The sequence below is a fragment of the Roseiflexus sp. RS-1 genome (assembly GCF_000016665.1).
Lineage (GTDB): Bacteria > Chloroflexota > Chloroflexia > Chloroflexales > Roseiflexaceae > Roseiflexus.
In genome coordinates this window covers 2043050-2057209 of sequence record NC_009523.1, presented here as the reverse complement: position 1 = coordinate 2057209, position 14160 = coordinate 2043050, and the positions used below count along the sequence as shown (strand labels likewise).

The 14160-nt window shown below is 64.0% G+C and carries 8 protein-coding genes; all 8 read right to left on the bottom strand.

Annotated features, from left to right (window positions below; all coding sequences use genetic code 11):
- Window positions 1–34: 34 nt before the first annotated feature.
- Window positions 35–1888, bottom strand: coding sequence for an FHA domain-containing serine/threonine-protein kinase (locus tag ROSERS_RS08655; protein ID WP_011956412.1), 1854 nt, complete (start codon window positions 1886–1888; stop codon window positions 35–37).
- 3 nt (window positions 1889–1891) lie between these two features.
- Entirely contained in the window at window positions 1892–5113 is a 3222-nt protein-coding gene (locus ROSERS_RS08650) for a protein kinase domain-containing protein (protein ID WP_011956411.1), read from the bottom strand.
- Window positions 5114–5176: 63 nt separating this feature from the next.
- Window positions 5177–8338, bottom strand: coding sequence for an FHA domain-containing serine/threonine-protein kinase (locus tag ROSERS_RS08645; RefSeq protein WP_011956410.1), 3162 nt, complete (start codon window positions 8336–8338; stop codon window positions 5177–5179).
- Window positions 8339–8617: 279 nt separating this feature from the next.
- Window positions 8618–10225 carry a methyltransferase regulatory domain-containing protein gene (locus ROSERS_RS08640; RefSeq protein ID WP_011956409.1) on the bottom strand — a complete coding sequence of 536 codons (1608 nt, stop codon included), beginning with the start codon at window positions 10223–10225 and terminating at the stop codon, window positions 8618–8620.
- Window positions 10218–11258, bottom strand: a complete 1041-nt coding sequence (locus tag ROSERS_RS08635) for an FHA domain-containing protein (RefSeq protein WP_011956408.1) — start codon at window positions 11256–11258, stop codon at window positions 10218–10220. The genes ROSERS_RS08640 and ROSERS_RS08635 overlap by 8 nt, the downstream gene beginning before the upstream one ends.
- Window positions 11259–11421: 163 nt before the next feature.
- Window positions 11422–13452 (bottom strand): putative baseplate assembly protein, encoded by a 2031-nt coding sequence (locus ROSERS_RS08630; RefSeq protein WP_011956407.1) that lies wholly within the window; start codon window positions 13450–13452, stop codon window positions 11422–11424.
- Window positions 13453–13464: 12 nt separating this feature from the next.
- Window positions 13465–13857, bottom strand: coding sequence for a GPW/gp25 family protein (locus ROSERS_RS08625; RefSeq protein ID WP_011956406.1), 393 nt, complete (start codon window positions 13855–13857; stop codon window positions 13465–13467).
- A gap of 6 nt (window positions 13858–13863) precedes the next feature.
- Window positions 13864–14154: a PAAR domain-containing protein gene (locus ROSERS_RS08620; RefSeq protein ID WP_011956405.1), complete on the bottom strand. Its 291-nt coding sequence runs from the start codon at window positions 14152–14154 to the stop codon at window positions 13864–13866.
- Window positions 14155–14160: the final 6 nt, after the last annotated feature.

Below are 14160 nucleotides of genomic sequence, written 5' to 3'. Positions count from 1 at the left end.
ATAACCCTTGAGTCAGGAAATACGCAAACGAGCGCTAGATCGAAAGGAGCGCCGTCTGCACGAACGCTGCTGTCGCCTGCGTCGAACCAGCGCCGAGCACGGCAGCAGTCACCACAAAATGATGCGTCTGAACACCGCCAAAGATACGGCGGTCGCAGCGCACTTCAAGCGGCACATCGACCGTCTCGCCGGCAGCCAGGTGCACTTCGTGACGTCCAAAGTTGTACGCCAGCGCCTGACCCGAATCTTCCGCCATCAACACCACATGCGCAACCGTTCCGCCCTGATTGGTCAGGCGAACCGTGTAGCGCGCCCGATCCCGTCCACGCGCCGTTGCGGGCGACACCTGCACCGTCAACGATGGCGGCGCAATGACCGTCCAGGTTGCCTCAATCGATGCCCCGATCTGCGGCTGCGTCGTCGAACGCGCATGCACCCGCACCTGATACGCACCGAACCGTACTCCCGCCGTTACTGGCGTCTGAAGCGTCAGGCGCACCGCCAGCTGTGCGCTGCCATCGACCCGTACCGGTTGATCCGGCAGATGAACCCACGCTGCGGGCCATCCTTCAACTGCCAGCGTCAGGGTATCGGCAGCGCCGCGATTCACCAGCGTCACATCAACGGTCACCGGCTGACCGGCGACGATCTCCAGCGACTCCTGTCCCGGCGCCAGAGCGATGCCGAACTGATCGTCACGGCGCTGAACCAGTTCCAGCGTAAACGGACCCACCCCCAGGGACTGTCCGATGTTCCAGGTATGTGGCTCGTGCGGCTTTATGTGCGTACCATCGAGCAGCGTCCCGCCGCGCGAACCCAGGTCTTTGACCCGCACCCGCCGCCCGCTCCATTCGATATGGAGGTGATTGCGCGACACCGCCGGATCATCGAGGACAATCTGATTGCCAGCGCGGCGACCGACGGTCAACCCCTGGTCGGTGAGCGGCGCCTCCTGCACTACCTGTCCTCCAGACCCCAGCACTCGCACCGTCAATCCTTCCGGCGCCGGCAGCGGAGCAGGTTCCGGCATCTGCATGACCCGACGCAGCGCCTGGGCAAGTTCGGCGCCGGTCGCAAAACGCTCCTCCGGTTTCTTCGCCAGACAGCGCAGAATGATCGCCTCCACCGCCACCGGCAGATCGGGAGCGACTGTGCGCGGCGACGGCGGTTGAGCGTAGACGTGCTTCTCGACCGCCTCGCTGATCCGGCTGACCGTAAACGGCAGATACCCGGTCACCACCTCGTACAGGACAATCCCGAGCGAGTAAATGTCACTGCGTCCATCGACGGGCAAGCCCTGACACTGCTCCGGCGACATATACGCCGGTGTGCCGACGGTCATACCGCTGGCAGTGATGCCGCCGCCCCCCTCGACCATGCGCGCCAGACCAAAATCGGTCAACTTGACGACATAGAGTGAGCGTCCACCCGGACCGGCATGACGCTCGATCAGGATGTTGTCCGGTTTGATGTCACGATGCACAATGCCCCGGGTGTGAGCGAAGTCGAGCGCCTCTGCCGCCTGCCGCACCAGGTCCAGCCCGAAGTGGAGCGGCCATGTCGCCCCATCGCGGGCGCGGCGGTCGAGCAGCGTGCGCAGCGATCCGTCCGGCAGGTACTCCATGGTGATGTAGTACCGCCCCTGCTGTTCATCAAACCCGAAGATGCGCACAATGTGCGGATGTTCGAGCGCGGCGATCGCCTGCGCCTCCTGGCGGAAACGCGCCTGAAAGCCAGGATCGCTCGCCAGATGCGCATGCATGACCTTGAGCGCCTGTAATCGATCAAGGTGCATATGGCGCACGCGGTATACCTGCCCCATGCCGCCGGAGCCAAGCAACGCCTCGATGCGACAGTTGCCGATAATCTGTCCCAGCAACTCGTTCATTGCTCACTGTCGAAACTCAAAGTACCACCACTCATGGCGCGGACCTTCGCGCCCATTGGCATCGATTGCCGACACGCGCCAGCGCCCTGGCTGAGCGCCAACCCAGGAGAAACGGAACTCATTGAATGAAGCTCCATCGATATGGGGAACACTTTCGACCCTCCATGTTCGCCCGACATCTGTGCACCACACACCCCAGCCACAACAATGAAAACAATCGATTTCAACCCGGTAGGACACCGCGCCTGAAACCTGCGCCCACTGCAGAATGGTATCACGTGGGAAATGGTAGAACACGGCGCCGTTCGGCGGAGCGCGATGAAGCGGCACTGCCACAGTGGGTATTGGCGTATTCGTAGGTGTTGGCGTGACTGTGGGTGTTGGTGTGTGTGTAGGTGTTGGCGTATGCGTGGGCGTGGGTGTTGGCGTATGCGTGGGCGTGGGTGTTGGCGTATGCGTGGGCGTGGGTGTTGGCGGAATCGGCGTTTCTGTCGGCGTTGGCGTATTCGAGGGCGCGAGAGTCGGCGTATTCGTCGGCAATGCTGTGGCAGTGCTGGTCGGCTCCGGCGTCGCAGTCGGCTCCGGAGTCACGGTCGGCTCCAGCGTCGCGGTCGACTCCGGCGTCGCAGTCGATGCCGCGGTCGCAACCGGCGTGGGGGTTGCCGTCGGGGTTGGGGTGCGCGTTGCCGTCGCCGTTGCGGTTGGCGCACTCCCGGTTCCACCTGCGCCACCTGCGCCGCCAGAACCCCCTGAACCTCCTGCGCCCCCGCTTCCCCCGCCGCCACCTGAGCCGCTATCGCCGCCGCTTCCGCCACCCGCATTCGCACCATTTCCGCCAGACGCCGCCACAGCCGTCGCTGTCGCCTGGTCGTTGGTGATGACCGCACCGGTCTCAACCGTCGGCGTTGCTGCACCGGTCTCAACCGTCGGCTCGACCGGCGCAACGGGTTCCGCCGTCGGCGCTTGCGTCGCCGTCGCTGCAGGCGTCGGCAGCGCTCCCGACTGACCTGCAATGTCCGCATTGACACGCTCGCCGCTGCGCAGGATGGCATACCCCGGCAATCCGCCCGCCAGTGACGCGGGCAATGCGCCAAAGACATGCGAGACGCCGAACCCCGCCATCAACACGACGGCAATGAGACTCCACACCGGCAGCAACGCTCCCTGGACCCACATCCCATGCGCGCGCAGCGTCGCTCCGTGATCCGCCGTCGCCGAGAGCGTCACCCCATGGGTCGTCTCGCCGCCGAACGGCTTGAGCGGTCCTTCGACCGTCACCATTGCGCTGCCGGTCGCACCCGCGTCGAGCACCAGTTCCTCCGGTGCCACCGTTGCCTGCACCCCTGCTTCATCCGCCTCACCCTGCAACCGGTAGCGCACCGCCGCATTCCCCAGATTGCGCACCGTCGCTCTGAGCACCCCCCGCATCCTCCCGCGCGCGCGCCCAGGCGACAACGTCAGTTCCTCTCGCACATACGGGCGCACCGTCCAGCGCGCCAGCACCGACCCGCCCTCCGCAGGGCGCGCGCGCGACCGCGCGCTCACCTCCACCGGATACTCACCGGCGCGAGCGTCCGGTTCGGCTGGCGGGCGCACCGCCAGCATCACCGTCGTTTGACCGCGCGGCGGCATCTGCGCCGCCGGAGGAAGCGTCACCCACGTCTCTGGCACACCGGTGACGCTGACGGTCAGATGATCCACCTGATCGCTCAGGTTCGCCAGCGTCACCGCCACGGTCGCGGTCTGCCCCGGCGTCACCGCCAGCGTCTCCGGTTCGAGCGTCATCCCCACCAGTCCGGTCGTCACAAACGCCTGGGAATAGGGGAGCGGCGCACTCCCGCCTGACAATGGCGGCACCGTCATCACCCCGCCGCCTGGCGTTGCCACCGTTTGCGGCGTCATCAGCGCACCTCCAGACGGCGTGGCGACCTGACCGCTCTCGGCGCGCTCCGGCGGATCGAGGCGCAACCAGTACGACCCCACGCGCAGCATGGTGCGCCAGGGCCAGACCACCGCTTCCTGCGGCGGCAGCGGTCGTTCTTCCAGCAGGGTGCCGTTGCTCGACCCCAGATCGGTCGCCAGCACCTGGATTCCGTCCCATTCCAGGCGCAGATGGTGGCGTGACACTCCCTCCCCCGTCAGCACCACGTCATTGCGCTCCACCCGCCCCACCGTCAGTCCGCCGGGACGCACCGCCACCACCTGGAGCAGCGTGCCCGCATCGTCCAGCACCTGCACCCGCGGCAACGACCCGCCACCCATAAGCGTCAGCGCCACCGGCGCCGGACCGCCACGCGGCGTCTGGATGCGGGTGCGCGCGGCGATGTCGGTCAACATCGCGCCACCCTCATCCTCCCCAATCGCCAGATCGGGCGCAATGGCGCCGAGCGCCTCGGATAACGCCGCCGCCAGATCGGCCGCAGTTGCAAACCGTTCCTCCGGCAGTTTCGCCAGACAGCGCAGCACAATCGCCTCGACGATGTCAGGCAACTCCGGACGCACCTGGCGCGGCGACGGCGCGGGCACATACACGTGTTTGAACACCGCCTCGCTGACGGTTTTGACCACGAACGGCAGCGTACCGGTCGCCACTTCGTACAGCACCACCCCCAGCGCATAGATGTCGCTCCGTCCATCCAGCGGCTTCCCCTGGCACTGCTCCGGCGACATATAGGCAGGCGTCCCCATTGCCATCCCCGTCGCCGTCAGATTGCTGCCCTCGGTCATGCGCGCCAGCCCGAAGTCCGCCACCTTCATCGTCGGACCGCGTCCGGCAAAGCCGGGCTGCAGCAACAGGTTATCCGGCTTGATGTCGCGGTGCACCATGCCCATCGCATGCGCATACGCCAGCGCGTCCGCCGCCTGGCGCACCAGTTCCAGCCCCTGCACGAGACTCCCGGCGGTCTGCGACGCCGCAGACCGCAACCAGCCGCGCATCGAGCCGCCGGTCACCAGTTCCATCACCAGATACGCCATCCCCTCGAATTCATCGAAGTCAAACACCTCGACGATATGCGGATGGCGCAGTTTCGCCGCCGCCTGCGCCTCCTGGCGGAAGCGGGTCTGAAACATCGGATCCTGCGCCAGATTGCCGTGCAGCAACTTCAGCGCCGCCGGACGATCCAGCAGGATGTGGCGCGCGCGAAAGACCTGTCCCATGCCGCCCGCGCCGAGCAGCGCTTCGATGCGATAGTTGCCGATCGTTTTGCCGATGAACTCAGTCATGGTCTGCGGCTCCTGTGTGATGGGAATGAAGCTGCGTCGTCTGTGTTGCGCGGCACACCCTGGTTATGGCGTAGGCGTCAACCGCAGAATGAGCGGGGGTTGAATAATTATGTCCGGTCGCAAGACCCATTGCCGGCGCAGCACATAGTTCGTCGTTCGATCAGGACGGGGATCGGAAGGACGGTAATCATCGAAGACTTCCGCCAGCAGATCGTCGCCCTGCAAACGAACGGTGATGCGCGTCGTCTTGAAACCAAAATCATACACCCCGACCAGTTGCCCCGACGTATACGGCACCTGGATCACGCCCCAGTCGCAGTCGCTCGGCGTACATTTGCCATAGCCGTGGAACGTATAGTTCGTCTCGTTCTGCTTTTCGATCACCAGGCGAGTCATACCGCTCGTTGCGGTATCGACATTGACCCAATCGCCGAGAAACGCATTGAATGCCGCTGCCTGCGTCGTTGCCGTTGCAGCGACCGATGTTTGCTGCGCCGCGACGACCGCCGCCGTCTGCGCCAGTGTGGTCTGCTGCGCGGCGACCGCACTGGCCGTCTCTGCATTCGCTGCCGCCGCCATGGTCGCCTGTGCATCGAGCGCCTGCTGCGTCGCCTGCGCGTCCAGCACTGCCTGTGTTGCCTGCTGTGCGGCTGCAGCGGCAGTCTGTTGTGCGGCCGCCTGCTGGGTCGCCTGCTGGATCGCCTGCTGCGCCTGTTGCGTCTGCTGCGCCGCTTGCTGCTGTTGCTGCTGCGCCTGTTGGGTCTGTTGCGCGGCCGCCTGCTGCGCCTGCTGCGCCTGTTGGGTCTGTTGCGCCTGGGCGATCTGTGTGTTCTGCTCCGACTGGAACGCGATCTGGGTCTCGATCGGCGCGGCGGCGATCGTCTGCTGCTGCACGAGCGCTACCGTCTCTTTGGCTTCGATTGTCGCCTGAACCGCTGTGTTGACAACAATCGCAGTCGCGGTATTCGCTGCCGCGATCACACCGGCTGCTTCGGCGGTCGCCGCAGTCGCCGTCGCTGCCGCCGGGCGCACAACCAGCATTTCATTGCCGAAGAACACCCCGCCCAGACACAGCGGAATGAGCAGGAGCAACAGCGTGACCGCCCACGCCGGAATGATCGGCATCTGCACGAATTGCCCGGTTGCCACAGGCGGTCCTTCGCCGCCCGCTACAACGGCCCCGACCATGAAACTGCGTGTCTGTTCGCGACCAAACCAGCGCTGCGGACCGGTGACCGTCGTCGGCACATCGACTTCGGCGCCTGGATCCAGCGTCACCTCCGGCGGATCAAAGCGGTAACGCAGCGCGTGTTCATCATCTTCGGCGCGCAGCGCGCACTGGATTGGAGCATTGCCATTGTTGCGCAGGGTGGTGGTAAAGCGCGCCTGTCCGCGCCCGGCGGCCCGTTTTGGCGCGAGGGACAACACTGGCGCAGCAAAGGGCAGCACCGTCCATTGCCCGTGCGCCACGCCCACCTCCGACGGGTTTTCGCGCGAACGCACCCGCAGCGTCACCTGGTAATCACCGGCGCGACTCGCCGGTGACCGCGGGGCGGTTACGGTCAGCACCACCGGCATCTGCACACCCGGCATCAACTGAAGCGCATCGGCAGGCTGGCGCACCCATTCCGCTGGCGCACCATCCACTTCGATGCTGAAATGATCCACGACCGTTCCCAGATTTGCCAGCGTCAGGCGCAGCGGCGCCGGTTGCCCCGGATTCAGAGTCAGAGTTTTATCTTCCAGCACCACACCGATGCGCCCGGTGCTGATACTGGCAGTCGCCATACCGGTCGGCATCGGGCGCGTTGCGGCGGCAGGCGGCGGTGTGGCGGTCGGTTGCGCATCAAGAAGTTGCTGCAACAGCGCGCCGCCCTGTTCGGCGAGGCGCGCTGGCGGCTCCAGGCGCAACCAGAACGGACCGACGCGCACCACCTCGCGCCAACCCCACGGGTGTGGCGCCCGCGCCGGAAGGCGCGTTGCACCCAGCAACGTTCCATTGCTCGACCCCAGATCGGTCACCGTCACCTGCCGCCCATCCCAGTCTACCCGCAGGTGCGAACGCGAGACCCCTTCCGATTCGAGCACCAGCGTATTCGTTGATTGCCGTCCCACCGTGACGCCATCGCTCGTCAACTCAACCACGCGCAGCAGATTGCCGCTGCTATCGCGCACCTGGATACGCGGCAGGTGCGCGGCGCCCGGCAGCGACGGGATCGCCGGTGGCAACGTCCCACTCGATGGCGCCACTGCCGTTGGTTGCGGCGGAGCAACCACAGGCGGAGGCGGGGGTGGTGCAACCCCCTGCGGCGAGACCGGCGGCGCTTCATTGGGATGCGCCATCACCGTGGCGTGGGTCAGCGTCGGATCGGGGCGCGCCAGGAGCGCTTTCAGACTGGCGGCAACCTCAGCGGCGCTGGCAAACCGTTCTTCCGGGCGCTTCGCCAGGCAGCGCAGCACAATCTCCTCCAACTCCGACGGCAGATCGGCGCGCACCTGACGTGGCGGCGTCGGCGGCACAAACACATGCTTGTACGCCGCCTCACTCAGCGTGGCTGCCGTAAACGGCAGATACCCGGTCGCCACCTCGTAGAGCACCACTCCCAGCGCATAAATATCGCTACGGAGATCGACGTGCGCTCCCTGACACTGTTCCGGCGACATGTAGGCAGGCGTGCCCATCGCCGTACCGGTTGCCGTCATCGTCGATCCTTCCGCCATGCGCGCCAGCCCAAAATCGGTAATTTTGAGGGTATAGCGCCCTGGCGCGCCAGAAACCGCGCGCAGCAGCATATTGTCCGGCTTGATGTCGCGGTGGATCATCCCCTGACTGTGGGCATACGCCAACCCCTCGGCTGCCTGGCGCACCAGATCGATTGCCAGCAGCAGGGGCCATGGCTTGCCCTCGCGAGCGTGCTTCTGCATCAACCCGCGCAGCGACCCATCGCTCAACAGTTCCATCACCAGATACATCAAGCCATTCTGCTCACCGAAATCGTACACTTCAACGATATTCGGATGCTGAAGCGCGGCGATCGCACGGGCTTCCTGGCGAAAGCGCGCCTGAAAGCCGGGATCGTGCGACAGATTGGCATGCATCACCTTCAACGCCACCGGGCGATCAAGGTGAATATGTCGCGCACGAAACACCTGCCCCATGCCCCCGGCGCCGAGCACTGCTTCAACCCGATAATTACCGATCGTCTGACCGATGAACTCTGTCATAGAACCGCTCCTGAGCGTCTGTCATCCGGGGGCGAGTAAAGCAAACTTGAGTCCACTGCAAAAAGGGCATATCACCGCAGCGGCGCAGCGTTCGCAGAGGAAGATGCCAGAGCGAGTCGCTCCAATGCATCATGCCTCGCCGCGCATACCTTTCGTTTTTGAAGTTCTCTGCGCTCTCGGCGTCTCGGCGGTGCGTTTTTGCAGCGAAGTCAAACTTCCCTGATCCAGAATGTCTCAAACATTTGGGTTGTACCTCTGGCGTCCAGGCGCACTAACCCATCACTCAACCAGCAGCGCAACCTGCGCAAACCAGTTCAACCGTTGCTCAATGTCGGCGGCAAGCCCTGCCAGCGACGCTGCCCGTCCATCATCCCCGGCATACGGAACCTCACCGGCGGTCACTGCGGCAGCCATCATCTCCTCCAACGCCCTGCGGTCGTGGCGCCCATCGAGCGACTGCACCAGGTGACGGTCGAACGGATCGAGGGAGATCACATCGTGGTACAGATTCGTCACCTCTTCACCGTGCTGCGCCTCCAGGCGCGCCAGGGGCGTCACCTTTGGACGTTCGCCAGGGCGCGTTGCCACTGCCGGGGGATGTAGATGGAACGACACGAGCGAGGTCGCCGTGGCAAATGCGCGCAGCAGATCGCCGCCCAACCGGCGCGCCAGCGCTGACGGTTCCGTGTCCTCCAGTGATGCTCCCGCAGCCACTGCTCGACGCTGCGCTGCGACGACCAGATCCTCAAATGCAACCGCACGCGGCGACGCCTCAGCCAGGCAGATCAGCGCCGCTTTGGTGATCGGCGCAGAGACGCTGAACGCCACACCATGCAGATTGCGGAACACCACCCACTCGCTCCCGGCAAGATCGAGCGGTTGCGTCTCCGGATGCATCAGCGCAGCGACCGACATCCCCATCAACCGTTCTGGACGCAACGTTCGTCGCACGGTCACATGATCATGGCAGAGGAGCGTCTGACGAAACTGTCGACCGCGGAGAAAATCCATGTACTGCTCCAGATCAATGCCGCTTCGTGAAAAAGAACGGATGGCATCGACCGTTTCCGGTTTCAATCCCAGCGGCAAGACCATCGGAAATTCGGTTTCGGACAGGTACTGCAACCCGTGCTGCGCAGCGTGAGCGGCGAATTGTGCGAAGGAGACCGGTTCGTTCACCACCTCGAGCGCGTCGTGGATCAGAAATGCGTGGCTGAGCGAACCCAGACGACTCAGCACTGATCGGAACTGCCCGGCATACGCGGCAAGAAAACTATGAAACGCATTCGCGTTCTCCGAGTCGCTCTCTGCCAGCATGTCGAGGAGCGCCAGGGCGATACGTGCGCGTTCGCGCGGATCCTCGACGCCCCTGGCGGCATAGATCATCAGATCCCGCAATGCTCCCAGGATATGCCATCCTGGATAGGTATTGTAACTGATATATGCAATTCCATGTGACGCAAGCGAGCGTTTCGTCAACGCCATGAGCCGGTCGCGCACCGGCGCCGGAACCCAGGAGTAGACTCCATGCGCGATGATATAGTCGAACTGCCCCAATTCATCGCCGACCTCCTGCACATCGCGCACCAGCAGAGTTACATTGGTCATGCCAAGGGTCTCGATGATCCGACGCCCATCGGCTATCTGGCGTGGCGAGAGATCGATGCCGACGAACGTCGCCTCCGGCAGACTCAGCGCCATTGGTATCAGGTTACTACCGGCAGCGCACCCGATTTCCAGTACGCGGCAATGCGCAACCGGCGGCGGGTTCAGACCGAGCAACGTCGCCAGCGCCGCCATGTAGTCGGGATGGGTATGCGCATAGGCGCGTCCAGGGTACGGCGCTTCATCGTAACTCCGTCTGAGCATAGCCGTAATGTCATCCATGGCGAATATCCAGGATATACCCGGCGTGCGCCGGTTTGTGGGTGCGCACCAGATCATCGATCAGGATCGCATCGACATCACTCCCCGGTGGAATAACGAGCGACACGTGAAAAACGAACGGTTGCGCCGGATGTTCCGTGATCGTCGGCGTCAGACCGGTCACCACCTCGATCAGTCGCTTGAGACCGTAGGCAGTGCCGCGCCAGCGGTAGAGATCGGCCGCTTCCGCAATCAGGCGGCGAATACGCGATTCGGGCCAGTAGGGATTGATCGCCAGATCGAGCCATCCTGCCAGCCAGGGCAGAAACGACGGCGGACAGGTGCGTGGGTCGAAATACAGGTTGATATGGTTCTGGCGCCACTCCAGCGGCTCCCAGATCGTCTCGAAGATGCGCAGGTAGCGCCCCAGGAACTCGTTTTCCTGAAAGATCGCTGGCAGGTAGCGCAGGTAGCGACTGTCGAGCCCATCGGGCGGCGCGGTATAGCGCACCGGCATGCGTTCGGGGAACTCCTGCGCCACAAAGACCGGCGCTTCGGGCGGCGCTGGCGGCGCACCTGGCGCTTCAGGCGTCTCCACTGCTGCCGCAGATTCGCCGCCGGCGCCTTCCTCGCCTGCCGCCGCTTCATCAAACAGCGCTTCGGCTGCGGACGGTCGCTCCACAACGATGGGAAGCGGTTCAGGCGCTTCCGCGACCGGCAGCGCGACTTCTTCAGGCGGATACGTCACGCCAGGCGGGACATAGATCAGAAGAAACGGTCCGATCCGCACTTCCTCGCCGGGAACCAGCGGGTACGGCTGATTCGGCGGCAGGCGACGCTCACCGATGAAGGTCCCATTCGTGCTGCCGAGATCGATCAGTTGCGCGCCCTGCGGTCCCGCCTCGATCCGACCGTGCATATTCGACACGACCGGCGAGTCGAGGTGCAGATCGCGCGCCGGATTGCGCCCGATGGTGTACTGTGGCTGGCGCAGCGTCACAACACGTTCGCCATCGGCGGAGCGAATGATCAGTCTGCCAAAATCGGGTTCCACATTGTGCTCCAGGTTCTCACCATCATCGCCAACATGAGCGCCCCCTTGCTGAAGAGCGCCATGCAGGTCTTCATCCTGCCAGAAAGCAACCTTCGAACCGGGAGGAGCGCCGCTCCATCAGCGACCGTTCGTTTCCCGCTTCAGACCCTTTGCCGACCGTGCATTACGACGCGCTGACCGACACGCGATGCTGCCAGGAACAGATCAGCGCGTGGCGCGGCACATCGAGGCGCGGCGATACTACCTGCGGTTTGGCAGTGCTGCCCGGTTCGGTCAGACCAATCTGCACTTCTTCAACAAACTCGATCTGTGGCAGGCGTTGCATCAGGGCGTAGATCTCCGACACGTGCAGATCACGACCAAAGGGCCAACCATCCCCCTGCGGTCCGCCAACATACGGATTGAGATACCGGTAGAGCGTCTCCTCCGCATCCTGCTGCACAGCGCGGATCAGCGCCTGATCGCTCCGGGCAGGCACGCGCAATCGCACCTCGACACTCACCCAGAGATACTGGACCGGGCGGACATCGAGCGCAATCCCGAGCGGGCGGCGCCGATCCAGATACTCAAGCACCCGGGCGCGCAGTTCGGCGGAGAGGGTGAGCGCTTCGGGCGGAATACGCCCGACGGGATTATCGGTCTGCGGCAGAATGCACACCAGCACCTGCCCGGGGCGCGGATCCGCCGGACTGCCCGGTTGCGCGCCGGGGGCGATACAGCACGCCCGCGCCACACCGACCACCTCGCGCGCCAGATGCTCGTAATCATCGGCGGTCACCGCGCGGGTGCGGGTGCGCAGAATTTGCGGTGCGCGGACGCGCGCATCATCAAGACCCTGCGGATCACGCCCGCCCTCGGCGGCGCGGCGGTTGGTCACCCGCGACACATACGGGATCGAGGTCTTGAGCGTCGTCAATGTATTCGCCTGCACATTGCCGACTACGCCGCCGCCATACTGGTAGCGCGTCATTGTTATGACGCTCCCGTGCGGCGGCACACTGCCAAAGTTACGCACCGCCCCATCGGGCTGAAGGAGCGCCGGACCAAAACTGACTGTACCGCTCAGACTATCGAGTGTATAATGCTGATCATCAGGACCAGATGCAGCAAAGTCGGGAACTTCGACCCACTCCCGCAGGCGCCCCGGCAGCGGCGGATCGACGATCAGGATATCACGCTGCGGATCACGCGACAGCACAGGTCTGTTGAGCAACTGAAACTCCTGACCAGGCGTGCCGTCGCTGCGCCCGATCACCTCATTGCGCACCGTCACTGCGTGGCGAGCATTGACCGTTCCGCCGCGCGACTCGACCCGGAAATCCAGAAGTTCGGGCGAGACTTTGTAGCGATTATGCCGATTTTCGGGCGTATCCGCCTGTGCATCGGTCAGGCGGCAACGCAACCAGTGAGCTGTCACCCCCTGAATGGTGTCGGGCGCCATCGGCGGCAGGTGCAGCACAATTTCGCCGGGCATGTTGAACCCGCCTGTCCCATCGAACTCCACCTCACACGGCGACCAGCGCGCCACTCCACCCTGCCACACTTCCCACACCAGCGGCGGATTGGTCGGATCGACGCCTGCCCCGCGCGCCACATCACAATCGACCACCAGCGCCAGGACGTGGTTGCCGTGGTTATGGCGCAGCGGAATGTAGAAAGCGTCGTGCGGCAGCGGGTTGGGCGCAAACATGGCGATGCGTCCGTTGGGCAACAGCAACTGACGCAACTCATTTGCGCGCCAGTTTGCGGGCATATTCGGGCGCTCCACCTGACGCGTATATACCTTATCGTCAACCACCATCGCCGGATGGATCGTCAGATCGGTCTCGGTGGTAAAAATCACCGCCGGGCTGGTTTCGGTGCGCACCGTCGCCACCTCGGTATCCGCAGGAATCGTGATCGCCGTCTCCTGCGGCGCCGACAGGTAGAACGTCACCGGGGCGACCGCCGACTGCGGCGGTTCCAGTTGAATGCCGATCAGGTTGAGCAGCGTGATATACACCTTATCGGGCACCTGATTGACCCGATAGAGCAGCAGATCGGTCATCCAGGCGAACAACTCGATCAGCGCCACGCCCGGATCGCTGACGTTATGATCAGTCCATTCCGGGCAGAAGCGCGGAATCAGACGTTTGGCTTCATCGACGATGTCCTGAAAGTGACGGTCGTCGAGGTTGGGTGTTGGCAGCGGCATGCAATCCTCGTCCTATTCACCCGGAATACGATAAAACGGAAAGACCAGCGAACGACGATCATGGGTGGCTTTGATACGGTACTCAATCGTGATCAGCATCCGTTCCGGCGTTTTCGGATCGGTGTCAATCTCGACATTGAGCACATCGATACGCGGCTCCCACATCGCCAGCGCCTCTTCGATATAGTAGACGGCAAGCCCCGCTGTTGCAGCGTCGTTCGGCGCAAAGATCAGATCGTGAATCTGGCAGCCGAACGTCGGTCGCATCAATCGTTGTCCCTTCGGCGTGAGCAGGATCATGATGATCGCCTGCTCGATATCGACTTCCTGACGCGCCAGCGCAACGCGACCGCGCGCGTCCAATCCGACCGGAAACGCCCATCCGACACCGAGAAAATCGCTCATAGCCTGTCACCCGCCAATATCGACCTGCGGAAATCCCATCACAATCACACCACCATGCGCCGTCTGATCTCCCATGCGTGCGGCCGGCATCCCGCCGATCATCACCGTTGCACTCCCCTTGATGATCGTATCGGGCGGACCGGCGCACGTCGCCATGCCGCCAACCACCGCAGCCGGCAATCCGCCGATCAGCACTGTTGGCACGCCGGGCGGCATGATCGGACCGCCAACGTGCGGTTTGGGACCGTCGGACAGCGGACATGTGTGCATATCGCCGACTCGCGCAGCAGGAGGCATGCGCTT

Bases quoted from the DNA above. Each gene is read 5' to 3' on its own strand.
- ROSERS_RS08655 (WP_011956412.1), bottom strand. From the start codon at position 1,888: ATGAACGAGTTGCTGGGACAGATTATCGGCAACTGTCGCATCGAGGCG.
- ROSERS_RS08650 (WP_011956411.1), bottom strand. From the start codon at position 5,113: ATGACTGAGTTCATCGGCAAAACGATCGGCAACTATCGCATCGAAGCG.
- ROSERS_RS08645 (WP_011956410.1), bottom strand. From the start codon at position 8,338: ATGACAGAGTTCATCGGTCAGACGATCGGTAATTATCGGGTTGAAGCA.
- ROSERS_RS08640 (WP_011956409.1), bottom strand. From the start codon at position 10,225: ATGGATGACATTACGGCTATGCTCAGACGGAGTTACGATGAAGCGCCG.
- ROSERS_RS08630 (WP_011956407.1), bottom strand. From the start codon at position 13,452: ATGCCGCTGCCAACACCCAACCTCGACGACCGTCACTTTCAGGACATC.
- ROSERS_RS08625 (WP_011956406.1), bottom strand. From the start codon at position 13,857: ATGAGCGATTTTCTCGGTGTCGGATGGGCGTTTCCGGTCGGATTGGAC.
- ROSERS_RS08620 (WP_011956405.1), bottom strand. From the start codon at position 14,154: ATGCCTCCTGCTGCGCGAGTCGGCGATATGCACACATGTCCGCTGTCC.